The organism is Bradyrhizobium sp. 41S5, from assembly GCF_011516665.3.
Classification (GTDB): Bacteria; Pseudomonadota; Alphaproteobacteria; order Rhizobiales; family Xanthobacteraceae; genus Bradyrhizobium; species Bradyrhizobium quebecense.
The window spans coordinates 3,899,832-3,923,689 of the sequence record NZ_CP083721.1 but is presented as its reverse complement, the minus strand read 5'-3'; the positions used below and the strand labels follow the sequence as shown (position 1 = coordinate 3,923,689).

The following is a 23,858-nucleotide window of genomic DNA, read 5'->3' as shown; positions in this document are numbered from 1 at the left end:
AAGGAATAGCTCGCCGAAAATCGGCATTCGGCGGGGATCGCGCCTCGCCTTTATGTACCAACCCGCATGTTAATTTGGGCGAAGTGCGTTGATTGCAGATTCGCCGACGACCGACACGCCGACGCCGGGCATCGCTAACCAAGCGCGGTTACTGGCTAGCCCCAAAATTCGAGGGTAACGAGCCGTGCCAAAAGGGTCGCGGGATAAACTTGGATGCTGATGGGGGTCCGCGACGGATTGATCGCCCGGCGCGCCCAATTGACCAATACGATACGCGGCCATGCGGCGGAGTACGGCCTGATCGCGCCCAAGGGACTGGACGCGATCGAACCACTGCTGGCGCGGATCGCGCAGGACGAGACGCTTCCCGCTCTGGCGCGCGAACTGTTTGTGGTGCTGGGCCGGGAGCGCGTCAGGCTCGAGGGTGAGTTGGAGGCGCTTGATGCCAAGCTGATGGCCTGGCACCGCGGCGATGCCACGGGCCGGCGCCTGGCTCAGATGCCCCTCGTTGGGTCCGATCGTTGCAACCGCGCTGGTGATGAAGACACCTGATCCGGGCGCGTTCCGCTCCGGTCGTCACTTTGCGGCCTGGCTGGGATTGACACCCAAGGACCACTCCACCGCTGGCAAGACCAGGCTTGGCAAGATCACGCGGGCGGGCGATGAGGACCTGCGCCGTTTGCTGGTCGTCGGGGCCACGGCGGTGATCCAGCAGGCCAGGCGCGGACGCGGTCATCACTCGCGCTGGCTGCTGGCGCTGATCAAGCGCAAGCCGCCGAAGCTTGCGGCCGTAGCGCTCGCCAACAAGGTGGCGCGCATCGCCTGGAAGCTGATGGTGACGGGCGAGAGTTATGACGCCGCACGGCTGAATGCCGCTACGACGGGTACCGCTTAACAGATTGGCCGGCCGGCGGGCTCGCTCGTCAGCCGACCCGGAGCTGCAAGAGCAGATGGAGCGGTCGATCGAGCAACGAAGCGAGACAATCCGCAGGACCCATCGGCCGCCAACAGGTCGCGTGGTTGTTTGGAACTCGCATCGCGCAAACCATCTTGGCCAGCGATCCATTCGATCGCACTCAACAGGCCGGACATATGGATGCAAGCGATCCGATCAATCCCAGAAAGCTCTTACTGGATCACCCGCATGCTGTTTAGACCGGACAGATAACTGACAGGTGTTCGGAGACATAGCTGACACGTCAAGCTTGGCTGGATTGGCCGCAACGGACAGGTTACGCTGTCGCCAATCACGCCCTCTCGCTGGAAGGATCACCATGAACGGCAATCGATATTATGGCGTTCGCGTCGAGGGCGCGAAATACGGCGTGGGGTTCGGCTCGGCGCTGGCGATTGCGATCTCCTACACCAAGAACCATTCGATCCTGTGGGCGATCATCCACGGTATCCTGGGCTGGCTCTACGTGATCTACGCCGCGCTGTTCGGGTGATGCGGACGACATGACCGTCATCTCGATCCAGTCACAGGTCGCCTGGGGCCATGTCGGCAACAGCGCTGCCACCTTTCCGATCCAGCTGCACGGTATCGACGTCGTCGCGGTGCCGACCACGCTGCTCAGCAACCGGCCGGGCTATCCGACGATCCGCGGACGGGTGCTCGATGTGCAGCTGGTCGCCGACCTCTTGCGCGGCATCGAGGAGCGCGGCGCGATCGAAAGCGCAAGCATGATCCTCTCAGGCTATCTCGGCTCGGCCGACATCGCGTCGGACGTCGCCGACTTCGTCGCCCGCGCGAAAGCGGAAAACCCGGCCCTGCTCTATTGCTGCGATCCCGTGCTCGGCGACCGTGATCGCGGCATGTTCGTGCGATCGGACATCCCGCCGCTGGTGCGCGATCAGCTCTGTCCGCTGGCCGACATCATCACGCCAAACCATTTCGAGTTCGAATTCCTCTGCGGCACGCGCGTGACGACGACCGACGACGTCATCGCGCAGGCGCGCGAGCTGATGGCGCGGGGGCCTGCGACTATCGTCATCACCAGCGCCGAGCTTGCCGGCACGCCCGACGGCGAGATCGAGACGCTGGCGATCGAGCGCGTTCATTCCGACAAGACTTGCGCCTGGCGCGTGCGCACCCCGCGCGTGCCGATCAGCCCGTCCGGCACCGGCGACCTGTTCGCCGCGCTGTTCGTCGCCGCCCGCGTGCGTGGCCTGGCGACGCCGGAGGCGCTCAGCCACGCCGCGTCAGGCATCCACGGCGTGCTGGTGCGCACGGCGGAGCGAGCAGCCGAGGAAATGCGCATTGTCGAAAGCGCTGAGCTGATGCTTGATCCGAAGCCGCGCTTCGCGGCGGTCGCCATCCCTACATCCTGACATCCGGGACACGTTTCATGATCGACATCACCGCTCTCCTCACCTACGCCGCCGTCGTGCTCGGCCTGTTCCTGATCCCGGGACCAGCCGTGCTACTCGTGCTCGCGCGTTCGGTCACCGGCGGGCCGCGCGTCGGCGTCGCGACAGGGTTCGGCATCGCGCTCGGCGACCTCGTCCACACCGCCATGGCGACGTTCGGCCTCTCGGCCGTGCTGATGACCTCGGCGCTCGCGTTCTCGATCGTCAAATATGCCGGCGTGCTCTACCTGATCGTGCTCGGGGTCCGCGCCTTGTTCGAGAAGAATGACGACCTGCATTTGCCGGCATCGCAGCCGTTCGATCCGCGGCGCGCGTTCCGACAGGCGATCTGGGCAGAGATGCTCAACCCGAAGACCGCGCTGTTCTTCCTCGCCTTCCTGCCGCAATTCGTGCATCCCGGCCACGGCTCCGCCGTCGCGCAGTTCGCGACCCTCGGCCTGATCTTCGTCGCGATGAGCGCGGCCTACACCTCGCGGCTCGCGTTCGCCGCCGGCCAGATCAGCCCGTGGATCCGGCGGCATCGCCGCATCGGCCAGTGGCAGGGCCGCGTGGTCGGCACGATCTACATCGCGCTCGGCATCCGCCTCGCCTTTCAGGAGCGCTGATGTCTCCGCTCAAACCGCAGGCCACATATGACGACTTCGCCCGCCTCGACATCAGGATCGGCAAGGTGGTCGAGGTGCAGCCGTTTCCGCGCGCCCGCAACCCGTCCCTGAAGGTCGGCGTCGATGTCGGCGCCGGGCGGATCATGTGGTCGAGCGCGCAGATCACGAATTATGAGCCGGCGGCGCTGATCGGCTCGCTGGTCGTCTGCGTCTGCAATCTCGGGCCAAAGAACATCGCCGGTTTCACCTCGGAACTTCTGATCCTGGGCGCCAAGGATGCCCGCGGCCAGGTGATCGTACTCGGCCCGCGCAGCGAGGTTGCGATCGGTGAGCCGATCTTCTGACGACCCGCCCCGATCACGGCCGCGTGATTCAAATCGTCTGGATTCCCCGTAGTTTACCGATGGGGGATCACCCGGATTCTAAGTGCCCGCGCGCGCTGCTATTCCAGCGCTCGAGAATCGCTTCGGCATGGGAATCGGAAGATGTCCGCAGTTTTCTTTCACTGCTCCGACGACAAGCACGTCATCCTGGATCGCATCGGCGCCGCGATGGATTTTTCGGAGGTGCGGGTGCATGCGGAGCAGCTGGCGCGCAGCTTTGTCATGACGCCGAGTGTGGAAGACTGGCGCAACTGGGCGGTCCACGTCACCGACGATATCGGTACCGAGATCTTCGAGCTGCCGTTCACCGCCGTCCTCGGCGAATTGCACTGAGGGCGTGCCATGAATTCGATGGAACTCGCCCTGCGGCCCTTGCGGCGCCACCTCGCCCGCCTCGCTCAGCGCTGCGTCGCGCTGATCGAGGGCGTCATCGACCCCTATCGCCCCGAGCTGTATTATATGCGCGGGCCGGGTCCGAAATGCCGCGCCAGGCGGCAGGCCACGCTGCGCGACTAGTCCGAGGGCTTGAGCGACGAGAAAAGGCCGATGGGCGTTACGCCACCGGCCTTCTCCTGCGGCTGCCGGTTCCCGGAGTCCGGTTCCGCCGCAATTCCACCTGGTCCCAAGCTTGCGACGACAGTTTTAATCAAATCTTAACGGCATAGCGCTGAGCTGCATGACAGGACTCCTTCGCCGTGCTGCGCGTGTAGTCGTTCATCGTGCGTGGAGCGTTGCACATCGTTTTTGCGCCGATCGCCCGACGATTGTGCGCGATGCATCTTCGGGAACGCACGACTCAGTGTTACCCTGTGATGCAAACCGAAACGGAGAACTTCGGATGCCGTACTACACCTTCGATCTCGTGGTGGGGGACGAGTTCCGGAATCAAGGAACGATCATCCTCGAAGACATCAGCCTTGCCTCCGATCGCGCCGATCAGCTCGCCAACGAGCTATCGCAGGTCAAGCCGGAGTTGAAGGCACGCGGCTGCGCCGTGCGCGTCACTGACATCGACCGGCGCGAGCTCTACCGGACGCCGCTCGACCCCGTGCCGCACTGGCGCAGGGCCGGCTAGCGCCGGCAGGCTTTAGACTCTGTTGACCGCGCCCGTCCGCGCGCGGTCTTGATCTTGCTGCGTGCGGGGCGGCCGGTGTTGCCGCCTCAGCAAGATCAGTCGGCGCGCGGTCCGATCACTTCTTCATGTTCAACCGGCCGATGAAGTCACGCTTGCCGAGCGGCGCGCCCTTGTGGCGGAGGATGTCGTAGGCGGTGGTCGAGTGGAAGAAGAAGTTCGGCAGCGAGAACGACATCAGGAATCCCTCGGCCGTGAACGGCATCGAGCGTTCGCCGAGCTTGAACATCACTTCGCGCCCGAGCAACGCATTGACCGCATCTGGCGTCAGCGCCGACAATTCGCTGAGCGCGTCCTTCACCAGCGCCTGCAGTGCGGCGTAATCCAGATCGGGCTTGCCGGACGGCGGGACGAACACGCCGTTCTTCGCGGCCTCCATCGCGCCGCGGGAATGATGCGCGAGCGAGACCACCTGAAAGCGGAACGGCAACATGTCCGGAAACAACCGGGTCTCGACGATCTCGGCCGGATCGATGCCGTTCTCCTTGAAATGCGCGAGGCTCTTGTCGAGAAAGCCCGAGGCGGCGCCGAGGATCTGCAGATAGTTGGCAACGGTCGCGTCGTACAGTGAAAAGGTCATGGCGAATTCCCCCATATAGAAAATTTGTCTGATGCTTGCCGGAACAGAGTTCCCGGAATTTCCGGAGAAGGCAACAACCTTGGGGATTCGCAAGTCGAATGCTCCAGCGCGCGGCGCCGGATCATTCGATCAGGCATAGTGACTTCCGGCGGTCAGCTCTGATGCGGTCCGCGCATCATCTTCATGGCGTCCTCGATATGGCGCCATTCGCGGGCCTCTTCGGTCTCGCCCTTGCTCTCGCAGGCGATGGCGTTCTGCGCCGCCTCGGCAATCGCCTGCAGGCCGTGCTTCTCCAGCATCTGCCGCGCGATGGTGTGGATCTGCATCTCGGCTATCATGGCGCTCTCCTCTGCTGTCTGACGCCGCAGGGACAGGCGTGACCGCGCGTCCCGCGGACTGACATCAAAACCGCCGAACGCCACGTCTGGTTCCACCATCCCGCCCGGCGCCGCATAATCAGCGGTTTCCACGCGCTGCGGCGGCGATTAGACAGAGGGGGAACTCCGTACCCTCTCGAATTGCCGGACCCATGGCGCAGAACATCTATGACGACCCCGGCTTCTTCGCCGGCTACAGCCAGTTGCCGCGGCAGGTCCGCGGGCTGCTCGGCACGCCCGAATGGCCCGCGATCCGCGCGATGCTGCCCGACATCCCAGACAAGCGCGTAGTCGATCTCGGCTGCGGCTTCGGCTGGATGTCGCGCTGGATGCGCGAGCAAGGCGCCTCCGGCGTGCTCGGCGTCGACCTCTCGCAGAACATGATCGCGCGCGCCACGGCGATGACGCAGGATCCGGCCATCACCTACGAGATCGCCGACCTCGAAACGCTGGAGCTGCCGAAGGCCACGTTCGACCTCGCCTACAGCGCCCTCACCTTCCACTACATCAGGGACTTCGATCGCCTGGCGCGAATGCTGTATCGCACGCTCGTCCCGGACGGGCATCTGGTCTTCACCATCGAGCATCCGATCTACATGGCCGCCGCCCATCCCGGCTGGGGACAGGACCAGGACGGCCGCAAGACCTGGCCGGTCAACAGCTACTTCATCGAAGGCGAACGCCGGACCGACTGGTATGTGAAAGGCGTGCTGAAATATCACCGCACCATCGGCACCACGCTCAATGCGTTGATCGGTGCCGGCTTCACGCTTCGCCATGTCGAGGAATTCTCCCCGACGCGGGAGCAGATCAAGGCTGTGCCCGAACTGGCCGACGAACTCGAACGGCCGATGATGATGCTGGTGTCAGCGCAGCGCTAGCGCATGCGCATGATCCGGAAAAGTGCGAAGCGGTTTTCCCTCGCGACAAGCGCGGAGCGTTTGCGCGGAGATCACGCGCAAAACGTGATTGAGCATTACGCCGCAAGCAGCTTGTCGAATTCCTCCGGCGGGTATGATTTTCCGTCCTTGTCGGTGATCACCACCTGCCATCCCTCGCTCGCCCAGACCCTGGCCTTGGCGACGATGATGAAGGTGCTCTCCCGCTCGATCCTGACCGTTTCGTTCTCGCGTTCTGCGATCATCTTGTAGGCCAACGCTTGTCCCTCGCCGACGTCATCCATTCGGCGGTGTGTTGGCAGCGGCGTTGGGCCGCAATTCGCCGGGAGCATGACAATTTGGTGGAAGCAAAGGCGCCAGATACGCCAAAGCGCAACGTGCGGTCGCGGCTAGCTCAACTTACCCATCAAGGTCGGCATATCCAGCATGTGCCGGATCTTGCCGCAGATGGCTCAGGCCCTGTCAACACATGCGGCGCGCATGCCTCAAAGAAAAACCCCGCCTCGGTGGGACGCCAAGGCGGGGAAGGTTCATTGGGTTGAAATCCACGCGCCTGGAAAAGGAGAGCGCGGGAAGTAGCGGCATCAATTCTATTTGTTGCCAGCGTTCGGACAACAGGATTAAAGCGCGCGCAACACCGGGACTTTTTCCCGATCCGTCCGGCAAAAATCCCGAACCTGGCTTGCGACGCAGCTCACTGCACCACGTCGAGCCTGACATTCGCGACGCCCTTGCCGATCATGCCGAGCGACTGTGCGGCAGAATACGAGACGTCGACGATGCGCCCGGGAACGTAAGGCCCGCGGTCATTGACACGCACCGTGACCGAACGGCCGGTCTTGACGTCGGTGACGCGCAGCTTGGTGCCGAACGGCAATGTCGGATGCGCGGCGGTCAGTTCGTGCGCGTTGAACTTCTCGCCGCTCGCGGTCTCCTGCTCGTCGCTGTAGAAGCTCGCGACGCCCTGCGACGCGATCCTGGTCTCGCCGCCTTTGCGTGAGGCGTACGGCGTGTGCTTGCGCGCGGTTGCGACATGTGTGCGCGTCGCCGACGACGCAGCCCGGGTCGGCTCGGCCGACACCGACCGGCTCGCGAGCGCCTGCGAGCGCTGGCTGACGACGGAGGACTGCGCACAGGCCGCAAGCGACGCGGCGCCGATCACGATGGCGCAGAGCCGCAGCGGCTTCCGCGCACGAGCCAACCGGATTGCCGGCGCCGCACCGCGCGCGCTGCGTTTGACGTCGACGTACGAAATGACTGCATCGTCGCGTGACATGTTGCATCCCCAACTCGCGCCCCAGCCCAAGCCGAAAATCCAACACCCGCATGGCCGAATCCAATCGGGGCGGAACGGTGGCGGAGCGTGATCGGACGTGCCGCAGGCGAGCCGATTTCCCCTCGGGTGTGGTGGATGCGCCACACAACCGGGGAGATTCACCCGGAAATGCGGTCTCGAAGGTTCCCCGCCTGCGTGGGTGGGCGCCCGCTCCCTCGGCTCCCAGTTTGGTTCCCGAAACTCCCCAACCTCTCCACCCTCTCGCCTTGCTTTGGTCAAACCGGACTGGAGTCGTGGGGCCCAGGGCCAGGGGTCGATACAGAGCTCAAATTGCCGGCCGCCCATTTGCGGTTGACCTTGGACTGAAACGGGGACCGCCATGCAATCGACACTGAAAGACGCAGATCCGCACGATATTTTCGCGATCGAACATAGCTTCACTGCAACCCGCCCGGACAATGCCGCCACCGCGCCGGCACCCGCCGCCAAGGGAGCGGCGGGGCAACGCGAGCCTTGGTTCGGCCCGAGCCTCGCCCCCTCTTCCACGCCACAGGTCGCGCCAGTCGCCTCGGTGCCACCGGTGACGCCGATACCGGTGACGGCGCCGCCGGCCGCGCCGGAGTACAGCGCCGCAAGCCATGACGGCAGGCTGGACGACATCAGACTGGAACGCGCGCCGCGTCCGACCAACAAATGGGCGATCCGCGCCTTCTGGTTCGTGTTCGCGATCGCCGGCGCCATGGGCACCGCGGCGTGGCAACACTACGGCCATCGCGTCAAGCAGATAGTGGCGGAGTACGTGCCCCAGGTCGAGGCCCTGACGTCGCTGCTGCCGGGCAAAGCCACTCCCGTTGCCGACCAGGCGAGCCCGCCGCCCGCTCAGACGGCTGCCGCCGACCAGCCGGCTGAGGCTGCCCCGGCGGCTGCGCCACAGGACGTCGCTGCAGCGCAGCCAGCGGCGGCCGCAGCACCCGCTGCAGCGGCGGCGCCGGTTTCCCCGGCGGCGCCCGCCGCAGCCGCGCCTGACCAAACGCAGTTGTTGCACTCGATGGCGCACGATCTTGCGTCGATGGGACAGCAGATCGAACAGCTCAAGACCAGCATCGATCAGCTGAAGGCGGGTCAGGATCAGTTGACGCAGCGGGTCGCACGGACGACCGAGACCAGGGCCGTCGAACCGCGGCCGGTCGCGCCGCGCCCGCGTGCCGCGATCACGCCGTACCCGACGGCGCCACGCACGGCTGTTGCCCCGCCGCCGATCCGCCGCCCGGCGCAGGCCTACATCCCGCCGGCATCAGCAGCACCGCTGCCGGCGCCCGTTGCAGCCGCACCGCAGGCTGTCGCGCCGCGGGCGGTGCAATCGCAGCAGTCCTCGGTTGTCGATGCTGATGATAACGGCCCCGTGGTTCGGCCGCCGATGCCGCTCCGCTGACGGCCTGCCAACGCTAAAGCATGATCCGGAAAAGTGCGAAGCGGTTTTCCGACAAGATCATGCGCAAACAAGAAGCTAAAGCGCGATGACGATTCAACCTGATCTCATCGCGCATTAGCGGGCAAACGAAAGGGCACCGATCGCTCGGACGCGATCGGTGCCCTTCTTTGTATCTCAAATGCGAATTAGGCGCTCTGTCCCGGCGGCAGCACGACCACGGTCGCGCCCGGCTTGACGTGCTGGTAGAGATCAATGACGTCGGCATTGTTCATGCGGATACAGCCCGACGAGATCGCCTGCCCGATATATTCGGGCTGGTTGGTGCCGTGGATGCGGTAGAGCGTGTCCTTGTTGCCTTGGTAGAGGTAGATGCCCCGGGCACCGAGCGGATTGGCCGGTCCGCCGGCGACACGCGCCGGATACGGCCCGAGCCGCTCCTGGATGTCCTTGGTCGGAACCCAGTCCGGCCATTCGGCGAGACGGCCCACGGTGGCGACGCCGGAGAACGCCATCGCCTCCTCGCCGACGGCGACGCCGTAGCGGATCGCCTTGCCGCCGGGCAGCACGTAATAGAGGTAGCGCGCGTCGGTATCGACCAGGATCGAACCCGGCTGCTCCTTCCGCGTGTAGTCGACAATGTGGCGCTAGAACTGATCCGGAATCTTGGCCTCCGCATACGGCGGATGCGCCAGCAATTGCCGATCGCGCGGCGTCATTGCGGCATCCGTCACCGGCGACAGCGTCGCCTGCATGCAGCCGCCAAGTGCAAGCGACCCCATCAGCACCGCAGCAAGCCCCAACTTCGACACGATCATTCTCCCCTGCGTCAAGTTGTGGCACTTGCTGCCGAAATCGTGCTGAAATCGTGGCAGCGCAGATTGGAACACGGCTGTTTGATCGGTTCCTTCGGCAAGTGTGTCCTTCCGGTTGCAGTCGGTTCCCGCGGACGCTAGCCTTGCGGCAAAATGTCTAAAACATCGGGAGGAATTCGATGCGTTACGCTCTGCTGATCGGTGGCCTGATCGTCGCGGCAACACCGGCCCACGCCGATCCGCGCGCGGCCTATGTCACCATGGTGCTTCAGGCCTTCGCCGCCAAGGTCGAGTGCCCCGGCACCGATCTCGTCTATCAGGACCTCGTGCAGCGCGCGCAGGACATGCACCTGCCCGACGGCACCACCGAGCAGGTGCGCAAGGCGATCGCCTACATGCACACCGGCGGCAAGATGGGCGAGAAGCAGGCCGACGACCTGATGACCGAAGTCGCGATCGCGACCCAGAGCACCGACCTCGACCAGCGCCGCGCCGGCAGCATGACGACCTGGTGCCAAGACCAGAAGACGCGGCTTGCGGGCTACATCAGGACCAAGGAGTAAGCCTCGATTCTCAATCGAACTGCGGCGGCGCGAACCAGTTGGTCAGCGACAGGCCGCCGTCGACCACGATCGATGCGCCGGTGACGTAGCCGGAGAGCCTGTGCGAGAGCACGGCGAGCGCCATCGGTGCGAGATCGTCCGCCTGGCCAAGCCGCCCGAGCGGAATGTGCCTGGCCAGCGCGGGATCGGCGACGAAGCCGCCAGCCGCGATCGCACCGGGCACCAGCGCATTGACGCGGATGCCGTAGCGGCCCCAACTCCTGGTAAGCTCCTTCACCAGCATCGCCATCCCGGCCTTCGCCGTCGAGTAATGCGGCAGGTTGCGCGGCGTGCCGGCATGCAGCGAGGTAAGCAGCAGAAACGAGCCAGGCCGCTTCGCCGCGATCAGCTTGCGCGCCAGTTCGCGCGACAGATGAAAGCCCGCATCGAGGTTGATCGCGTGCATCTGCCGCCAGGTCTCTTCATCGACCGCCATCGCATGATCGGCCTCGCGCCGCGGCGGCGAGGCGCTATGGACAAAATGCGTCACCTGCCCGACCGCGGCTTGCGCATGCGCCAGCAGGGCGTCGCACGCCACACGTTGCGCGAGATCGCCGACCCAGGGTACGGCGAGATCGGGACGGGGAGCGGCTTTGATGGCGGCCAATACCTTGTCCTCATGCAGGTCGGCGAACACCGTACGCACGCCTTCGCCGACCAGGGCCTGCGCGATCGCCCGGCCAATGCCGTTGCCGGCGCCGGTCACCAGAGCTGCCTCGCGCGCGGGATCGAACGGCGATGTGAAGAGGCTCATGATGCCTGTCTCCGAGGACGTGCAGCCCTGTGCTCAGTATGGCGGCGCCTTGCGTGCCCGCTGTGCCTTGGCGGCTTCGATCCACCAGGTGAAGTCGTCGGCAAAGCGTGGAAAGGCGCGTTCGAGCGACTTGCCGCCCTCGCCGATCGGCTTGCCTTCGGCGGACAGGGTTTGCGCGATCGGCCCCGCACTGATCGTGCTCGACACCACTACCATGCCCATCTCCGAGAGCGTGCCGTGCCAGGCGGTCGCCGCGCGCGCACCGGCGAAACGCCCGGCCGAGTAGCTCGCGATCGCCGCGGGACGCCAGAACCATTCCTCGAGGAAATGATCGGTCAGGTTCTTCAGCCCGGGCTGGATGCCCCAATTGTACTCGCCGGTGACGAACAGGAAGCCATCGGCGTCGCGGATCTTTCCGGCGAGCGTTTCGAGCACGGCCGGCGCCTGGCCCTTGGGATGTTCCTTGTACATCCGGTCGAGCATCGGCAGGCCGACCTCCTTGGCGTCGATCAACTCGACATCGTCGCCGCGCGCACGAAGGCCGTCGACGACGAAGTGCGCCAGACGGATGCCCATGCGATCCGAACGATAGGAGCCGTACAGAACGAGAATGCGGTGGGTCATGATGGCGCGATCCTACCACGGCGTTGCGACAGCCGTCCCGCGGCTCGCGCGCAGATGTTAACGGGCATTCCGGCGCGTTTTCCCGGCATTAAGCAATTCGTCGCAGGTCCCTCGCCGCGGCCAAAAATTGCCAGATTTGTTTTCTGGATATGTTTTCGCTTCGAGAAGGAGAACCCGACATGCGGATCGCAAAGCTGGTCTTCGCAGGCTCGCTCGCGGCCATCGCTGCCATTGCCACGCCAGCGCTGGCGAAGAGTGCCGAGCGGCAGAAAGCCGACGAAAAAGCCGCCACCACAACCAATTCGACCGGCTGCCAGGCCTACCAACAGGCCGCCGACGGCACCTGGAACCAGCTTCCCTGCGGCGAGGCCGGTACGGGCGGCGCGACCCAGCACCGCGCCGCGACCAAGGGCGCTGAGGACGACGAGCGCTGACCGATCGTCACCGCCGTGCCGCCACGCGCGGCCGAGCGGCCCGGCGCCTCCGACTTTTGGACAATACGAATGTGCGGGATCGCCACGGCTCCCGCATCATAAACCCAAGCTTAATGCGCACCCGGTACGGTTGAGGCCTTCCCGCTTTCGTCAAGAAATGGCGCGCATCCCATGAAAATCGGTACTCTCCTGACGGCCGCGATTGTCTCATTGTCCGCGGTCGGCGGTGGCCTGGCGGCCTATGTCGCGGCGACCAAGTACCAGACCATGGACAAGGTTTCGACCGCGCAGAGCCGGCTCGAGATCGTCCGCGCCGTCGGGGATATCCCGCGCTACATGAACCCCGAGCGTGGCTATGCCACCAACCTGTTGCTCGCTGGCGGCACGATCGAGCCAAAGCAGATCGCTGAGCTCGACCGTCAGCGTCAACTGACCGACGGTGCCCTCGCCAAGGTCAACCAGGTGCGCGCCACCCTGCCGGGATCGCTCGACGATGGCGAGGCCGTCGCGCGCGAGATCGACGCGCTGAAGGTGAAGTTTGCCGGGCTGCGCGACGCCATCGCGACCGCAATCGCCGGACCGGCCGATGCGCGCCGCGCCGCCGCCGGCAAGATCGTCGCCGACAACTCCGTGTTCAACGCCGGTGTCACCACGCTGCTCGACGAGCAGGTGCGCCGCCTCGCCGGCCTCGACGGCAATGCCTATCGCCAGGCCAGCTACGCCAACGTCGCCTGGATGCTGCGCGACACCGGCGGCCTGAATGCCAGCCTGCACAAGGCGCTGGTCGGCGCCAAGCGCGTCGCGACCGAGCCGGAGAAGCTGGAACTCTACCGCTCGACCGGCCGCACCGAGCAGATCCTCTCGACGCTGCAGGAATTGCGCAACAATCCGGCGACGCCGGCCAACGTCATGACGGCGCTCGGCAAGATGCAGGCTGACTATGTCGAGCGCTTCGGCAAGGCGTTGAAGCTTGCCAAGGAAGGCGCAGTGACCGGCAAGTACGAGCTGGATCTCGACACCTACTATCCGGAATCGCAGATCGGCCTCGCCGCCATCATCACCGTGCGCGACTCGTTCTACGAGAATGCCGAGCAGGTGCTTGCGAGCGCCTATTCATCGGCGCGCTTCAGCTTCGTGATCGCACTGATCGGGCTGCTCGCGGTCATTGCCGTCAGCGCCGGCCTCATCGTCGTGGTCCGCCGCCGGATCCTCAACCCGATCGCCGCCCTCACCGGCCGGATGTCGCGCCTCGCCGCGGGCGACGTCGCCGAGGCGATCCCGGGCGCCGCGCGCAACGACGAGATCGGTGCGATGGCCGCCGCCGTGCAGGTGTTCAAGGACAACAGGATCGAAGCCGATCGCCTTGCGTCCGAGAAGGAAGCCGAGAACGACGTCAAGATACGCCGCGCCCGCGTGCTCGACGATCTGACCCGTGCTTTCGAAGCCAAGGTCACCGAGCTGGTCGGCGGATTGTCCGCGGCGTCCTCGGTGATGGAGGACACCGCGCAATCGATGTCCGCCACCGCGGCCGCCACCAACCGCCAGGCCGCGGTCGTCGCCGCGGCGTCGGATCAGACCTCGACCAACGTGCAGACGGTGGCGAGCGCGACCGAGGAACTGACCTCCTCGATCTCGGAGATCGCCCGCCAAGTCGCGACCTCGACCGAGATCGCCGCCCGTGCGGTCGACCATGCCCGTCGCACCGGCGATACCGCGCGTTCGCTTGCCGAGGGTGCCCAGAAGATCGGCGACGTTGTGACCCTGATCCAGAGCATCGCGGCGCAGACCAACCTGCTCGCGCTCAACGCCACTATCGAGGCGGCCCGCGCCGGCGAGGCCGGCCGCGGCTTTGCCGTCGTCGCTTCGGAAGTGAAGTCGCTGGCCGGCCAGACCGCGAAGGCGACCACGGAGATTTCCGAGCAGATCACCGCGATCCAGACCGCAAGCGACGAGACCGTGACCGCGATCCGGAGCGTCGTCGACGTCATCACCGAGATCGACCAGATCGGCACTGCGATTGCCGCCGCGATCGAGGAACAGGGCTCGGCGACCAAGGAGATCTCGCGCAGCGTTCAGGAAGCCGCGCGCGGCACCCAGGAGGTCAACTCCAACATCTCCGGCGTGCAGCGCGCCGCCGACGACACCGGCGCGGCGGCAACCCAGGTGCTGGGCGCCGCCGAGCAGCTCTCGACGCAGTCCAAGGACCTCGCCGGCCAGGTCAACCGCTTCCTCTCCGACGTGCGGGCGGCGTAGCTAATTCGCGAGCCGGTCGATCAGGAGATCGAGCAGCGCGCGCAGGCGCGCCAGCCGCTTCAGGTCGCGATGATAGCCGACAAATGTGTCACGCTCCGGAGGGGGCGCGCCGAGATCGATCAAACGCAAGTCGTTTATTGAATCCGCCAGCGGACGCGGCAGCACCGCGATGCCGGCGCCCTCCGCGCACATCCTCGCCTGCACCTGGCGATTGTTGCTGCGGGAGACGATGTGGGCATTGGGCAGCATCTGCTTCAGCCAGACCGCATCGGGCATGCCGCCGAACGCCGTGTCCATCGTGATCAGCGGCGTGCCGCGCCCATCGCCCGGCTTCGGTGCTAGCGAGCTGTCGGCCCGCACATAGACGCCGTAGGCGATGTGCATCAGCCGCCGCGAGATCACCTCCGCCTCGTCGAACGGCGTGATGCGGAACACAATGTCGGCCTCGCGGCGCGGCAGGCTGTACAGCCGCGCATCAGTCAACAGCTCCACCACGACCCGTGGCTGAAGCTTTGCAAACTCGGCGAGCACCGGCGTCAGGAGATGCGCGCCGAACCAGTCCGACGATGAGATCCGCAGCAGGCCGTCGAGCTGCCGATCCTGTCCGGCGACCTGGCGCTGCATGGCTTCGGCTTCCTCCTCCATCCGCTCGGCATGGACGAGCACACTTGCTCCCTCGTCTGTCAGCACAAAGCCGTCGGCGGTGCGCTGAAACAGCGTCTGGCCGAGCGACGCTTCGAGTTCGCGCAGCCGCCGCCCCATGGTCGGCTGGCTCTGCCCGAGCTTGCGCGCCGCCGCACCGAGCGTGCCCTCCCGCGCGATGGCGAGGAAGACCGTCAGATCGCTCCATTCCACTGGCCAACCCATTCAAAAATGAATGGAAACTGTACAGCAATGTATATTTCCAAACAATATTGATTTCGTCAGATTAGGTGCAACCAAGGAGCCCGACATGACCGACCAATCCTCGATGCAGGCCGCGATACTCGACGCACCCGCCAAGCCTTTTCGCCTGACCGACATCGTGCGGCCACAGGCAAGTCCAGGGCAGGTGCTGGTCCGCATCAAGGCCAGCGGCGTCAATCCACTCGACCTCAAGGTCGCCGCCGGTCAGGCCGTGCATGCGCGGCAGCCGCTGCCAGCCATCCTCGGGATCGATCTCAGCGGCGTGGTCGAGGCCGTCGGTGCCAATGTCACGGCCTTCCGCAGGGGTGACGAGGTCTACGGCATGACCGGCGGCGTCGGCGGCTTGCAAGGCTCGCTTGCGGACTACGCCGCCGTCCATGCCGATCTGCTGGCGCCGAAGCCTGCCAATCTCACCATGCGCGAAGCGGCGGCGCTGCCCCTGATCTTCATCACCGCGTGGGAAGGTCTGGTCGATCGTGCGCATGTGACCGCCGGCCAGAAAGTGCTCGTCCACGGCGGCGCCGGCGGCGTCGGCCATGTCGCGATCCAGATCGCGCGTGCCTCTGGCGCCGACGTCTATGCCACCGGTTCGGCGAACAGCGTGCCCCTCATCGAGCGTCTCGGCGCGACGCCGATCGACTACGCCAGCGAGACCGTCGCGGATTACGTCGCCCACCACACGCAAGGCCGCGGCTTCGACATCGTGTTCGACACCGTCGGCGGCGCGACGCTCGACGCCTCCTTCAATGCGGTGCGGCGCTTCGGCCATGTCGTCAGCGCGCTCGGCTGGGGCACGCACGCGCTGGCGCCGCTGTCCTTTCGTGCCGCAACGTACTCCGGCGTGTTCACGCTGCTGCCGCTTTTGACCGGCGAAGGCCGCGCGCATCACGGCGAGATCCTGCGCGAGGCGACGCGACTGGTCGAGAGCGGCAAGGTCGCGCCGCGCCTCGATCCGCGCCATTTCACGCTGGCGGCGATCGCCGAGGCGCATGCCGCGATCCGGGACCGGACCGCGACCGGCAAGGTGGTGGTGGACGTCGCGACTTAACCGCCGCGCAGGCCGAGCACGCGGCGGGCGATCGCCTGGCGATGGACCTCGCTCGGGCCTTCGTACACCCGCATCAGGCGGGCCTTCTGCCAGAGCGCGTTCAGCGGCAATTCCAGCGTCACGCCGAGCGCGCCGAGCGTCTGCATGGCGTGGTCGCAGGCGTCATAGGCCATCTCGGTCGCGAACACCTTGATCATCGAGGCCTCGTGGCGGATGTCCTCGCCGCGATCGGTCTTGTCGGCGGCCTCGCGCACCATCAGCCGGCAGGCATGCATGCGCGTGGAGATGTCGGCGATCCACCACTGGATCGCCTGGCGCTCGGCGAGCTTGACGCCGAACGTCTCGCGCTGCTTGGCGTGCTCGCACATCATGTCGAGCGCACGCTTGGTGATGCCGACGCAGGTCGATCCCATCTCGAGCCGCCGCGTGCGCAGGCGCAACTGCATCGGCGCGTAGCCCTTGCCGACCTCGCCCAGCACCGAGTCCTTCGGGATGCGGCAGTCCTCGAACACGATCTCATAGGTCGAGCCGCCGCCGACCATCGGGATCTCGCGCTCGATGATGAAGCCCGCCGTGCCCTTCTCGACGATGAAGGAGGTGATGCCGCCCTGGCGCTGGTCGCTGCCGACGCGCGCCATCACGATGATGAAGTCGGCGGTGCGCGCATTGCTGATCCAGATCTTGCGGCCGTTCAGCACCCACTGCTCGCCTTCGAGCACCGCTCGCGTCTTCATGCCCGCGGGATCGCCGCCGGCGCCGGGCTCGGAGATCGCGATCGCCGACGCCATCCGGCCCTCGATATAGGGCTGCAGATATTTCTTCTTCTGCGCGTCGGTGCCGACGGCCTGCAGCATGCGCAGGTTCGGCGAGTCCGGCGGCAGCACGAACGGCACGCAACTGCGGCCGAGCTCTTCATGCACCGCGGCCATCGTGCGCGTCGGCAAATCGTGGCCGCCGAGATCCTCGGGCGCATCGAGGCCCCAGAGGCCGAGTTCCTTCGAGACATCGCGCAGCCGCTTGCGCTGCTCCGAGGTGAGCTCGGGATGATCGCTGCCGGGCAATTTCGATTTCAGATATTGCGGCTCGAGCGGGATGAGTTCGCGATCGACGAATCTCGCGACGGTCTCGCGGATCATGGCTGTCTGTTCGTCATCGCTCATCTGAGATTCCTCGCCTGTGCTGTTTCGCTTCACAAAACCAGTAGCGCATTTTTTGTCGACACAAATAGCGGAAACGCGCGCGCACGCTCACTGTCGCGCGAGGGTTTCATGGTGCGGAATTCAATATCCCGCGGCGCGGTCAGCGCGTGCGCAATTGCGCCGGACGCTCAGGCGCGTCGAGCAGCCGATCGCGCAGCACGAGATTGTTGGCCGCAAGCAAGCGATCGACGATCGGTGCCGAGATCGCCGATCCGTTCTCGCTGAACAGCATGTGACCGTCGCTGCCGAATGCAGCCGCTCGAACCAGCGAAAGCTTGCCGCCGGATTTCGCGAACGCGTCCGACAACCGCGTCACGAGTTTTGCTGCCGCCGGTCCGCACTGGTCGCAGCCTTTCTAGTCGGCAAAGCCGACGTAGCGGACGAAATCGCTGTTGGCCTCGCGGTCCGACCGCACCGCATTGGCGGCGAAGCTGTCATCGGGATAGCCCATCGCGACGCAGGTCATGATCACCTGCTCTTCCGGGATGTTGGCGACCTCGCGCACGATGTCGGAGCGCATGATGCCCTGGCCGTTGATCACGCTGCCGAGGCCGCGATCCCAGGCTGCCAGCACGATGCCGTAGCAGAGCGCGCCGAGGTCGAAATGGCAGACCGCGCCGGGATCGAGGATCCTGTCATAGGCCAGGACCAGCGAGACCGGGGCGTCGAACTGGCGGAAGCCGCGCAGCACCCAATCCTGCCGCATCGGCTTGTCGTCGCGGGCAATCCCCATGGCACCGAACAGCTTCTTGGCGATGTCGACCTGGCGGCCGCGGTGCACACCCTGGTACTCGCCGTGGCTGATGATGTCGCGCTTGGCCTTGGCGCCAGCGATCATCTCCTCCATGTTGCGGCGGCGCACTTCCTCGAGCGGCGCCCCGGTCAGGACATGGACGTGCCAGGGCTGGGTGTTCATCGAGGACGGCGCGCGCTTGGCCACCTCGATGATCCCCTCGACGGTCGCCCGGGACACCGGCTGCTTCTTGAACCCGCGCACGCTTTTGCGTGTCTGTACCAGCGTCTCGAATTCCATTCCGCGTTTCCCCCATTTTGTTCCGCGCTGCACACGGAAATTTCTCACGGCAATCCGGGTATTTTATAGACAAATTCGGCTGTGGGAACTTGATCGGGCCAAGAATCCGATATCCAATCCGGCCACTGGTTTGGTTTAGGGAGAACCCAGATGAAGCGGATTTTCTTGGCGGCGGTGATCGCGACCTTTGCCGCCGGTTCGGCATTTGCACAGGACGCCTCCTGCGAGACGAAGGCCGTCGGCAAGGACGGCAAGCCGCTGGCCGGCGCGGCCAAGACCTCGTTCATGAAGAAGTGCACGATGGATACCTGCGAGACCAAGGCGGTCGGCTCCGACGGCAAGAAGCTCGCCGGCGCGGCCAAGAGCTCGTTCATGAAGAAGTGCCAGAGCGGCGCCTGAGCCTCTCGGCGGCGCCTATTTAGCCGCCTCAATCGGGACAGACTTCATCGGGACTCAATCGGGTCGCGCAGGGCGCGGCCCGAACCGCTGTTGATCGGTGTCCTCAGAACGAGACGCCGACCCGGACGCCCTTGCTCCAGACCCGCCGGCAACGCTTCCGGGTGTTGCCGTGAAACATTTCGAAACGTTCGGGCAACTGGACGGGCTTGGAGAATTCCAGGCAGACTCCGCCGGCGGAATAGTCCACCAGCCGGCATTCGATCAGTGGCCCCTTCGGTTCGAGCTGGAGCTTGACCACGCTGGATACACATCCTGTCGGACGAACACGCGCAAATCGTCGGGGATGCATCAGCCCGCCTCTGGTGGAATCGTACCAACAGATTCCTCGGCGGCCGTAAAGATTCCGTTCAGCGTACTGTTACGAATCGTGTCTGCCGCCAGACGGATCGGTGGGCACGACGCCAGTGCGGCGCGAGGCCGCCAGCGTCTCCGATGGCGCTTCCCCGAACTGCGACCGATAGCTCCGCGAAAAATCGCTGAGGTGCCAGAACCCGTAGGCCAGCGCACAAGCCTTGACGCTGGGCGCACCGGCGAGCAGCTGCTGGCGCACCAGCCAGAGCCGGCGCAGCCGCAGATAGCGATGCAGGCTGACGCCTCGGTAGCGCTGGATCGCGTCATGCAGCGTGCGCACCGACACGCCGATCTGCCGGGCGAGTTCGCCGCTGTAGATCGGGTGAGCCACGTCGCCGGCCAGAATGGCGCGCGCGTCATTGAAGACCTTGAACTGGCGCGTCGTGTTGGCCCTCGTCGCCCACTTGGCCGGCACGATCTCGGCGAACGCGTTGTCGATTGCGGCGAGCAGTGTCTCCTTGATCGACGCGCCCGTCGCGAACTCCGCAATCGTGACCTGGTCTGACGTGACGAGCAGAACCTGTCTCACGACTTCGCGCAGCCGATCCTGCGCGCGTTGAGAGATCTCGTGAATGCTGAAATGGAGCCCGGCACTCGGCCAGCCGCGGTCGACAATCTCGGGCGTGAACATGATCGAGGCATATTGGCGGGGCGTCTCCTCCACGGAGGTGTAGAACGCGCCGCCGCCGCCGAGCACGATCACCGCACGATCGCGCTCGACGCCGTTGAACCGCATCGGAACGCCGTCATCCATCGTGAAACCGACCGCGGTGGTCTGCCGCGCAAGCTGCGCGTCGACGATCCGCGGAAAGGACTGCGTGTAGTTGAGCTCGCATCCCGGCAAACTCAGGATGACCTGCTCGGCCGAAATCTTCCGCGCAAGTGGCGTGAAATCAACATCCAGACCTCGGATCGAACTCCGGAATGCATCAACATCGTCAAAACGAAAGACTCTCGGCACCAGCAATGGCGCCGTCAAATGACTGCTCCTGTGAAATGGTCTCTAAAATTTGCACGCGGCGCCGCGCACAGCGCGCCAGCCGCATTGATAAATTCCGTGCACAAAGTACGAATCGTCCAATGAGCTCAATCAGCAAAAATGCGGTCCGTTGGTTGAACCGGACAATCTGGAAAAATAGCGCTGCTGCCGAATTTCGATAGTGTTTGCCGGGATATCCACCGTTGGGATCAGCCTCCACATCAATTTCTATACCCCTATTAAAGATTCGGGGAGCAGATTGACGTTGGGAACGATGATGTTCCCCGTCGCGGAACATTTTAGGGACCGCAATGACAGCCATTGCCTCGCCCGATCTTATTGCCAAGCTCGACCACGTCTTGAGAGCCGGTTCCCCAGACCTCCGCACGCGCATGCTGCAGGAGGTGGCCGGGCTGTTTCTCGACGACGCTCACCGCCTCAGCGAGCATCAGGTCAAGCTGTTCGACGACATCCTGATCCGTCTGACCGAGAGCGTCGAGCTGCGCACCCTGACCACGCTCAGCCGCTCGCTCGCCGACTTGCGCCTGGTGCCGCGGGAGCTCGTCCGTCGCCTGGCCAACCATGACGACGCCGATGTCGCCGCTCCGATCCTGCGAAAATGCGAATGCATTCCGGACGCCGATCTGATCGACATTGCCTGGATGCGGGCCGAGGGACACCTCTGCGCCATCGCCGGACGCAAGGCCGTCAACCAGGAGCTCACGGACATTCTGCTGATGCGCGGCGACAGCAATGTGCTTCGCGCTCTCGCAGGCAATCCCGGCGCGGACATGACCAGCGCAGGCCTTGCCATGATGGTCGATGCCGCCGAGCGCGACGAGGACATCGCAGCCGCGTTGATCTCGCGCAAGGACCTGCCTCACCGCATTCTTGCCGACCTCGTGGTGCGATCCACGCCGCGCCAGCAAGCCCGGCTGCTCAAGAACGCGCGCGCCGAGATCCAGCACGCGATCCGCGCCGCGATCGATGCCGGCGCAGCCCGCGCCTCCGCAAGCCCACCAGCCACGATCGACTATGCGGAGGCGCGGGCCACGGTGATGGCCCTCAACAATTCCGGACAGCTGAACGATTCCAGCGTCAACCGCTTCGCAATCCGACAGGAAGTCCACAACGTCGTCGCGGCGCTGGCGCAACTCGCGACCGTTCCGATCGAGACGATCGCGCCGCTGATGGAAGCCGCCGACATCAGCGGGCTCGTGATCGCCTGCCGCGCATCGCGGCTGAACTGGAATACGGCGGCCACCATCGTGAGCTACCGGACGGCCGGGTCCAGGGTCCCACCGGATCAGCTCGAGCAAGCTCGGAAGATGTTCGAGGCACTGCCGCTCTCAAACGCGCAGCGCATGATCCGGTTTGGGACGCTAAGCGAGCTGGCTGCGAAACCCCTTCAGGCAGTGTGAGTGGCGCAATGACGTATGGTGACCGCAGGGCGGAGCGCGTCAAGCTTGAGACGCGCCATCCCGTCAATCTCATGGGGGTCGACGGCACGTGGCGGCGGAGCTGCATCCTGCTCGACGTCTCGCAAAGCGGTGCCCGGCTCGAGGTCGATGGAACGCTTGATGTGCTGAAGGCCCAGGAGTTCTTCCTGGTCTTGTCCTCGCGCGGACTGGCATTCCGCCGCTGCGAACTGGTTCGTGTCGACGGCACCGAGATCGGCGTGCGATTCATCGAAGAACGAAAGCGAAAGGGACGTGCCGTCATTCCGAGATCAGGATTGGCGGCAACCGGCCCGAGGGGAAGTTGACGACATGACCATGCAGAGAGCAACAAGCATCGCGGTATCCGCGGTCTCCGCCGCACCATTGCGCGGCACCATCGCAATCGACTGTTCCGGTAGCGTCGCGACGTTCGAGATCGACGAGGAGCTCGCCCATCGCCTCTGCAGCGATCTCGAACGGTTTCTGACCCAGGTTCCGCGCCGGACCAGCGCGGCGCGGTCCGGCTGACATTGCCTCGAACGCCCGCGCCGCCTACTCGCGCTTGAAGCGATAGTCGAAGCGGTCGCCGTCCGCCCTGATCAGGCCGACCGTGGGGGCCGGAAAATGGATCGGCAGGATCAGCGTGTCGGTCCCGGCAACGGAGGCAAAGAACTTTCGCCGCGAGACCGCCGATTGCTTCGGGTCCCAATCGGGCTTGGCCGACCAGTCCGGTTCGCGGCACTGGATCGCGTGGTGCATCAGGTCGCCGGCGACCACGGCGCGCTGCCCCTTCGAGAAGATGTTGACGCAGCAATGACAGGGCGAGTGTCCCGGCGTCGGCGTCAGCGTGACCGTATCGTCGAGCGCATAGTCGTCGTCGACCAGCAGTGCCTGCCCGGCCTCGACGATCGGCAGGCAATTGTCGCGAAACACCGTGCCGGGCGGATTGGCGCCCTTGGCGTTCTCGACCTCCCAGGCGGCATACTCGCCCTTGTGGAAGACATATTTCGCGTTCGGGAAGGTCGGCACCCAGCGGCCGTCGCGCAGCGTGGTGTTCCAGCCGGTGTGATCGATATGCAGATGGGTGCAGAACAGGTAGTCGATCTGCTCATAGGAGATGCCGAGCGCGAACAGTTCGTTGCGCCAGCGCTCCTTGCCCGGGAAATCGAACGGCGGCGGGTGTCCCTTGTCCTCGCCGGTGCAAGTGTCGACCAGGATGGTGTAGCGCGGCGTCCGCACCACGAAGGTCTGATAGGTGATCACCATCATGCCGCGCGCGGCATCGAAGACCTCCGGCTCTATCGTCTTCAGGTGATGCTTGAACACGGCCTCGTCATAGGCCGGGAAGAAATCCTGCGGCCGCCGCCACGGCCCCTCCCGCTCGATCACTGCGTCGATCGTGATGTCGCCGATCCTGATCTGCTTCATGCCGCTTCGCTCCCGCTATTTTTTTGGGAAGCGTAGCGGGCGATGCTGGGCCGGACAAGCCGGACACAGCGCGGCAGGCCATGCGCCGTTGCATTGCTTGCGCGCGTGGCTTGCCGCAAACCGTAGTCTTTAAACAGCGTCCTTGGCGACCTTGAGGGGTGACGCCTTGACCGACTTGCTGGCCGGCTTCGCTGCAAATTCCATCGGCTCTTTCGTGAAAGGATTTACACCGCTGCGAGCTTCCGTCGCAGGCTTATGCACGACAGACATTTTCACAAAGCCAGGAATGACGAACTCGCCGGATTCGTTCAGCTCCTTGTAGCCGACAGTCGCCATATGCTCGATGACGGTCCTCACGTCGTTCTTCGATATCTGCGTGCCCTCGGCGATCGCGTCGATCAATTGATTCTTCGTCATCTTGGCCATGCTGAAATCCTCGGAATTTGGGGGGCGCGCGAGCTACGATGTAACTCTGTCCAGAAT

Annotated in this window: 32 protein-coding genes and 2 pseudogenes; 18 read left to right on the top strand and 16 right to left on the bottom strand. The window is 65.0% G+C overall.

Features of this window, described 5'->3' with window-relative positions:
- Window positions 1-213: 213 nt before the first annotated feature.
- From HAP47_RS18695 to HAP47_RS18660, 8 genes and pseudogenes are all read left to right on the top strand, one after another.
- Window positions 214-895, top strand: a pseudogene (locus tag HAP47_RS18695) (IS110 family transposase); the annotation flags it as partial.
- A 379-nt stretch (window positions 896-1,274) separates the two neighbouring features.
- The gene (locus HAP47_RS18690; protein ID WP_016840760.1) at window positions 1,275-1,448 is read left to right on the top strand and encodes a hypothetical protein; all 174 of its coding nucleotides are present in this window, start codon (window positions 1,275-1,277) and stop codon (window positions 1,446-1,448) included.
- Between the two features lie 10 nt (window positions 1,449-1,458).
- A complete protein-coding gene (gene pdxY / locus HAP47_RS18685; RefSeq protein ID WP_173643284.1) occupies window positions 1,459-2,331 on the top strand; it encodes a pyridoxal kinase PdxY in 873 nt (290 codons plus the stop codon).
- A gap of 17 nt (window positions 2,332-2,348) precedes the next feature.
- Window positions 2,349-2,975, top strand: a complete 627-nt coding sequence (locus tag HAP47_RS18680; RefSeq protein ID WP_173643283.1) for a LysE family translocator — start codon at window positions 2,349-2,351, stop codon at window positions 2,973-2,975.
- Window positions 2,975-3,319: a tRNA-binding protein gene (locus HAP47_RS18675; RefSeq protein WP_173643282.1), complete on the top strand. Its 345-nt coding sequence runs from the start codon at window positions 2,975-2,977 to the stop codon at window positions 3,317-3,319. Before HAP47_RS18680 ends, HAP47_RS18675 begins: the two co-directional genes overlap by 1 nt.
- A gap of 141 nt (window positions 3,320-3,460) precedes the next feature.
- The gene (locus tag HAP47_RS18670; protein ID WP_173643281.1) at window positions 3,461-3,691 is read left to right on the top strand and encodes a DUF6894 family protein; all 231 of its coding nucleotides are present in this window, start codon (window positions 3,461-3,463) and stop codon (window positions 3,689-3,691) included.
- Between the two features lie 9 nt (window positions 3,692-3,700).
- On the top strand, window positions 3,701-3,874 hold the full coding sequence (locus HAP47_RS18665; RefSeq protein WP_173643280.1) for a hypothetical protein: 174 nt from the start codon (window positions 3,701-3,703) through the stop codon (window positions 3,872-3,874).
- Between the two features lie 322 nt (window positions 3,875-4,196).
- Window positions 4,197-4,433 (top strand): hypothetical protein, encoded by a 237-nt coding sequence (locus HAP47_RS18660; protein WP_092113629.1) that lies wholly within the window; start codon window positions 4,197-4,199, stop codon window positions 4,431-4,433.
- Between the two features lie 115 nt (window positions 4,434-4,548).
- On the opposite strand, the gene HAP47_RS18655 is transcribed toward HAP47_RS18660, so the two are convergent.
- Both HAP47_RS18655 and HAP47_RS18650 read right to left on the bottom strand, forming a co-directional pair.
- On the bottom strand, window positions 4,549-5,070 hold the full coding sequence (locus tag HAP47_RS18655) for a DUF1993 domain-containing protein (RefSeq protein ID WP_173643279.1): 522 nt from the start codon (window positions 5,068-5,070) through the stop codon (window positions 4,549-4,551).
- Between the two features lie 152 nt (window positions 5,071-5,222).
- The gene (locus HAP47_RS18650; RefSeq protein ID WP_092125583.1) at window positions 5,223-5,408 is read right to left on the bottom strand and encodes a hypothetical protein; all 186 of its coding nucleotides are present in this window, start codon (window positions 5,406-5,408) and stop codon (window positions 5,223-5,225) included.
- A 191-nt stretch (window positions 5,409-5,599) separates the two neighbouring features.
- Between HAP47_RS18650 and HAP47_RS18645 the strand changes: the two genes are divergently transcribed.
- Entirely contained in the window at window positions 5,600-6,328 is a 729-nt protein-coding gene (locus HAP47_RS18645) for a class I SAM-dependent methyltransferase (protein ID WP_173643278.1), read from the top strand.
- A gap of 95 nt (window positions 6,329-6,423) precedes the next feature.
- On the opposite strand, the gene HAP47_RS18640 is transcribed toward HAP47_RS18645, so the two are convergent.
- Window positions 6,424-6,630, bottom strand: a complete 207-nt coding sequence (locus HAP47_RS18640; protein WP_173643277.1) for a hypothetical protein — start codon at window positions 6,628-6,630, stop codon at window positions 6,424-6,426.
- A 410-nt stretch (window positions 6,631-7,040) separates the two neighbouring features.
- Entirely contained in the window at window positions 7,041-7,622 is a 582-nt protein-coding gene (locus tag HAP47_RS18635; RefSeq protein WP_173643276.1) for a septal ring lytic transglycosylase RlpA family protein, read from the bottom strand.
- Between the two features lie 379 nt (window positions 7,623-8,001).
- On the opposite strand from HAP47_RS18635, the gene HAP47_RS18630 reads away from it, so the two are divergent.
- On the top strand, window positions 8,002-9,054 hold the full coding sequence (locus tag HAP47_RS18630; RefSeq protein ID WP_173643275.1) for a hypothetical protein: 1,053 nt from the start codon (window positions 8,002-8,004) through the stop codon (window positions 9,052-9,054).
- A gap of 185 nt (window positions 9,055-9,239) precedes the next feature.
- On the opposite strand, the pseudogene HAP47_RS18625 reads toward HAP47_RS18630, so the two are convergent.
- A pseudogene (locus HAP47_RS18625) lies at window positions 9,240-9,806 on the bottom strand (L,D-transpeptidase).
- Window positions 9,807-10,045: 239 nt separating this feature from the next.
- Here HAP47_RS18625 and HAP47_RS18620 point away from each other — a divergent pair.
- Window positions 10,046-10,429 carry a hypothetical protein gene (locus tag HAP47_RS18620; protein ID WP_173643274.1) on the top strand — a complete coding sequence of 128 codons (384 nt, stop codon included), beginning with the start codon at window positions 10,046-10,048 and terminating at the stop codon, window positions 10,427-10,429.
- A 10-nt stretch (window positions 10,430-10,439) separates the two neighbouring features.
- On the opposite strand, the gene HAP47_RS18615 is transcribed toward HAP47_RS18620, so the two are convergent.
- Window positions 10,440-11,222 (bottom strand): SDR family NAD(P)-dependent oxidoreductase, encoded by a 783-nt coding sequence (locus HAP47_RS18615; RefSeq protein ID WP_173643273.1) that lies wholly within the window; start codon window positions 11,220-11,222, stop codon window positions 10,440-10,442.
- 33 nt (window positions 11,223-11,255) lie between these two features.
- Entirely contained in the window at window positions 11,256-11,846 is a 591-nt protein-coding gene (locus HAP47_RS18610) for an NADPH-dependent FMN reductase (RefSeq protein ID WP_173643272.1), read from the bottom strand.
- Window positions 11,847-12,025: 179 nt separating this feature from the next.
- On the opposite strand from HAP47_RS18610, the gene HAP47_RS18605 reads away from it, so the two are divergent.
- Entirely contained in the window at window positions 12,026-12,280 is a 255-nt protein-coding gene (locus tag HAP47_RS18605; protein ID WP_173643271.1) for a hypothetical protein, read from the top strand.
- A 171-nt stretch (window positions 12,281-12,451) separates the two neighbouring features.
- The gene (locus tag HAP47_RS18600) at window positions 12,452-14,533 is read left to right on the top strand and encodes a methyl-accepting chemotaxis protein (protein WP_173643270.1); all 2,082 of its coding nucleotides are present in this window, start codon (window positions 12,452-12,454) and stop codon (window positions 14,531-14,533) included.
- On the opposite strand, the gene HAP47_RS18595 is transcribed toward HAP47_RS18600, so the two are convergent.
- Entirely contained in the window at window positions 14,534-15,388 is an 855-nt protein-coding gene (locus HAP47_RS18595; RefSeq protein WP_173643269.1) for a LysR family transcriptional regulator, read from the bottom strand.
- Between the two features lie 97 nt (window positions 15,389-15,485).
- Here HAP47_RS18595 and HAP47_RS18590 point away from each other — a divergent pair, with 97 nt between their 5' ends.
- Entirely contained in the window at window positions 15,486-16,487 is a 1,002-nt protein-coding gene (locus HAP47_RS18590; RefSeq protein ID WP_173643268.1) for a zinc-dependent alcohol dehydrogenase family protein, read from the top strand.
- Here the strand turns inward: HAP47_RS18590 and HAP47_RS18585 are convergent.
- From HAP47_RS18585 to HAP47_RS18575, 3 genes are all read right to left on the bottom strand, one after another.
- Window positions 16,484-17,647: an acyl-CoA dehydrogenase family protein gene (locus tag HAP47_RS18585; RefSeq protein WP_173643267.1), complete on the bottom strand. Its 1,164-nt coding sequence runs from the start codon at window positions 17,645-17,647 to the stop codon at window positions 16,484-16,486. The two genes, HAP47_RS18590 and HAP47_RS18585, sit on opposite strands and share 4 nt — an antisense overlap.
- 139 nt (window positions 17,648-17,786) lie before the next feature.
- The gene (locus tag HAP47_RS18580; protein WP_173643266.1) at window positions 17,787-18,002 is read right to left on the bottom strand and encodes a hypothetical protein; all 216 of its coding nucleotides are present in this window, start codon (window positions 18,000-18,002) and stop codon (window positions 17,787-17,789) included.
- Window positions 18,003-18,041: 39 nt separating this feature from the next.
- Window positions 18,042-18,719 (bottom strand): nitroreductase, encoded by a 678-nt coding sequence (locus HAP47_RS18575; protein ID WP_173643265.1) that lies wholly within the window; start codon window positions 18,717-18,719, stop codon window positions 18,042-18,044.
- 150 nt (window positions 18,720-18,869) lie between these two features.
- On the opposite strand from HAP47_RS18575, the gene HAP47_RS18570 reads away from it, so the two are divergent.
- The gene (locus tag HAP47_RS18570) at window positions 18,870-19,118 is read left to right on the top strand and encodes a hypothetical protein (protein WP_173643264.1); all 249 of its coding nucleotides are present in this window, start codon (window positions 18,870-18,872) and stop codon (window positions 19,116-19,118) included.
- Window positions 19,119-19,221: 103 nt separating this feature from the next.
- Here HAP47_RS18570 and HAP47_RS18565 read toward each other — a convergent pair whose 3' ends face one another.
- The 3 genes from HAP47_RS18565 to HAP47_RS18555 all read right to left on the bottom strand — a co-directional run bounded on the left by HAP47_RS18565 (window position 19,222) and on the right by HAP47_RS18555 (window position 20,830).
- Window positions 19,222-19,416, bottom strand: coding sequence for a hypothetical protein (locus HAP47_RS18565; RefSeq protein ID WP_371821789.1), 195 nt, complete (start codon window positions 19,414-19,416; stop codon window positions 19,222-19,224).
- Between the two features lie 120 nt (window positions 19,417-19,536).
- Window positions 19,537-20,508, bottom strand: coding sequence for an AraC family transcriptional regulator (locus tag HAP47_RS18560; protein ID WP_231168927.1), 972 nt, complete (start codon window positions 20,506-20,508; stop codon window positions 19,537-19,539).
- Window positions 20,468-20,830, bottom strand: a complete 363-nt coding sequence (locus tag HAP47_RS18555) for a hypothetical protein (protein WP_173643262.1) — start codon at window positions 20,828-20,830, stop codon at window positions 20,468-20,470. The genes HAP47_RS18560 and HAP47_RS18555 overlap by 41 nt, the downstream gene beginning before the upstream one ends.
- Between HAP47_RS18555 and HAP47_RS18550 the strand changes: the two genes are divergently transcribed.
- From HAP47_RS18550 to HAP47_RS18540, 3 genes are read left to right on the top strand one after another with little or no spacing between them, the layout of a single operon-like run.
- Window positions 20,820-21,929 carry a DUF2336 domain-containing protein gene (locus HAP47_RS18550; protein ID WP_173643261.1) on the top strand — a complete coding sequence of 370 codons (1,110 nt, stop codon included), beginning with the start codon at window positions 20,820-20,822 and terminating at the stop codon, window positions 21,927-21,929. The two genes, HAP47_RS18555 and HAP47_RS18550, sit on opposite strands and share 11 nt — an antisense overlap.
- Window positions 21,930-21,937: 8 nt before the next feature.
- Entirely contained in the window at window positions 21,938-22,273 is a 336-nt protein-coding gene (locus HAP47_RS18545) for a PilZ domain-containing protein (RefSeq protein WP_173643260.1), read from the top strand.
- 10 nt (window positions 22,274-22,283) lie between these two features.
- On the top strand, window positions 22,284-22,475 hold the full coding sequence (locus tag HAP47_RS18540; protein ID WP_231168926.1) for a hypothetical protein: 192 nt from the start codon (window positions 22,284-22,286) through the stop codon (window positions 22,473-22,475).
- Between the two features lie 24 nt (window positions 22,476-22,499).
- Here the strand turns inward: HAP47_RS18540 and HAP47_RS18535 are convergent, their stop codons facing one another.
- Together HAP47_RS18535 and HAP47_RS18530 are read right to left on the bottom strand one after the other, a co-directional pair.
- Complete coding sequence (locus HAP47_RS18535) at window positions 22,500-23,375, bottom strand: MBL fold metallo-hydrolase (RefSeq protein ID WP_173643258.1); 876 nt, start codon at window positions 23,373-23,375, stop codon at window positions 22,500-22,502.
- Between the two features lie 129 nt (window positions 23,376-23,504).
- Window positions 23,505-23,801 carry an HU family DNA-binding protein gene (locus tag HAP47_RS18530; protein ID WP_092113589.1) on the bottom strand — a complete coding sequence of 99 codons (297 nt, stop codon included), beginning with the start codon at window positions 23,799-23,801 and terminating at the stop codon, window positions 23,505-23,507.
- Window positions 23,802-23,858: the final 57 nt, after the last annotated feature.

What these genes read in the sequence shown, in the direction of transcription:
- HAP47_RS18640 (WP_173643277.1), bottom strand. Translation starts at nt 6,630, where the DNA reads ATGGATGACGTCGGCGAGGGACAAGCGTTGGCCTACAAGATGATCGCA.
- HAP47_RS18635 (WP_173643276.1), bottom strand. Translation starts at nt 7,622, where the DNA reads ATGTCACGCGACGATGCAGTCATTTCGTACGTCGACGTCAAACGCAGC.
- HAP47_RS18610 (WP_173643272.1), bottom strand. Translation starts at nt 11,846, where the DNA reads ATGACCCACCGCATTCTCGTTCTGTACGGCTCCTATCGTTCGGATCGC.
- HAP47_RS18655 (WP_173643279.1), bottom strand. Translation starts at nt 5,070, where the DNA reads ATGACCTTTTCACTGTACGACGCGACCGTTGCCAACTATCTGCAGATC.
- HAP47_RS18620 (WP_173643274.1), top strand. Translation starts at nt 10,046, where the DNA reads ATGCGTTACGCTCTGCTGATCGGTGGCCTGATCGTCGCGGCAACACCG.
- HAP47_RS18545 (WP_173643260.1), top strand. Translation starts at nt 21,938, where the DNA reads ATGACGTATGGTGACCGCAGGGCGGAGCGCGTCAAGCTTGAGACGCGC.
- HAP47_RS18540 (WP_231168926.1), top strand. Translation starts at nt 22,284, where the DNA reads ATGCAGAGAGCAACAAGCATCGCGGTATCCGCGGTCTCCGCCGCACCA.
- HAP47_RS18600 (WP_173643270.1), top strand. Translation starts at nt 12,452, where the DNA reads ATGAAAATCGGTACTCTCCTGACGGCCGCGATTGTCTCATTGTCCGCG.
- HAP47_RS18675 (WP_173643282.1), top strand. Translation starts at nt 2,975, where the DNA reads ATGTCTCCGCTCAAACCGCAGGCCACATATGACGACTTCGCCCGCCTC.
- HAP47_RS18550 (WP_173643261.1), top strand. Translation starts at nt 20,820, where the DNA reads ATGACAGCCATTGCCTCGCCCGATCTTATTGCCAAGCTCGACCACGTC.
- pdxY (WP_173643284.1), top strand. Translation starts at nt 1,459, where the DNA reads ATGACCGTCATCTCGATCCAGTCACAGGTCGCCTGGGGCCATGTCGGC.
- HAP47_RS18630 (WP_173643275.1), top strand. Translation starts at nt 8,002, where the DNA reads ATGCAATCGACACTGAAAGACGCAGATCCGCACGATATTTTCGCGATC.
- HAP47_RS18665 (WP_173643280.1), top strand. Translation starts at nt 3,701, where the DNA reads ATGAATTCGATGGAACTCGCCCTGCGGCCCTTGCGGCGCCACCTCGCC.
- HAP47_RS18645 (WP_173643278.1), top strand. Translation starts at nt 5,600, where the DNA reads ATGGCGCAGAACATCTATGACGACCCCGGCTTCTTCGCCGGCTACAGC.
- HAP47_RS18530 (WP_092113589.1), bottom strand. Translation starts at nt 23,801, where the DNA reads ATGGCCAAGATGACGAAGAATCAATTGATCGACGCGATCGCCGAGGGC.
- HAP47_RS18680 (WP_173643283.1), top strand. Translation starts at nt 2,349, where the DNA reads ATGATCGACATCACCGCTCTCCTCACCTACGCCGCCGTCGTGCTCGGC.
- HAP47_RS18570 (WP_173643264.1), top strand. Translation starts at nt 18,870, where the DNA reads ATGAAGCGGATTTTCTTGGCGGCGGTGATCGCGACCTTTGCCGCCGGT.
- HAP47_RS18555 (WP_173643262.1), bottom strand. Translation starts at nt 20,830, where the DNA reads ATGGCTGTCATTGCGGTCCCTAAAATGTTCCGCGACGGGGAACATCAT.
- HAP47_RS18650 (WP_092125583.1), bottom strand. Translation starts at nt 5,408, where the DNA reads ATGATAGCCGAGATGCAGATCCACACCATCGCGCGGCAGATGCTGGAG.
- HAP47_RS18575 (WP_173643265.1), bottom strand. Translation starts at nt 18,719, where the DNA reads ATGGAATTCGAGACGCTGGTACAGACACGCAAAAGCGTGCGCGGGTTC.
- HAP47_RS18670 (WP_173643281.1), top strand. Translation starts at nt 3,461, where the DNA reads ATGTCCGCAGTTTTCTTTCACTGCTCCGACGACAAGCACGTCATCCTG.
- HAP47_RS18615 (WP_173643273.1), bottom strand. Translation starts at nt 11,222, where the DNA reads ATGAGCCTCTTCACATCGCCGTTCGATCCCGCGCGCGAGGCAGCTCTG.
- HAP47_RS18585 (WP_173643267.1), bottom strand. Translation starts at nt 17,647, where the DNA reads ATGAGCGATGACGAACAGACAGCCATGATCCGCGAGACCGTCGCGAGA.
- HAP47_RS18605 (WP_173643271.1), top strand. Translation starts at nt 12,026, where the DNA reads ATGCGGATCGCAAAGCTGGTCTTCGCAGGCTCGCTCGCGGCCATCGCT.
- HAP47_RS18690 (WP_016840760.1), top strand. Translation starts at nt 1,275, where the DNA reads ATGAACGGCAATCGATATTATGGCGTTCGCGTCGAGGGCGCGAAATAC.
- HAP47_RS18535 (WP_173643258.1), bottom strand. Translation starts at nt 23,375, where the DNA reads ATGAAGCAGATCAGGATCGGCGACATCACGATCGACGCAGTGATCGAG.
- HAP47_RS18590 (WP_173643268.1), top strand. Translation starts at nt 15,486, where the DNA reads ATGACCGACCAATCCTCGATGCAGGCCGCGATACTCGACGCACCCGCC.
- HAP47_RS18660 (WP_092113629.1), top strand. Translation starts at nt 4,197, where the DNA reads ATGCCGTACTACACCTTCGATCTCGTGGTGGGGGACGAGTTCCGGAAT.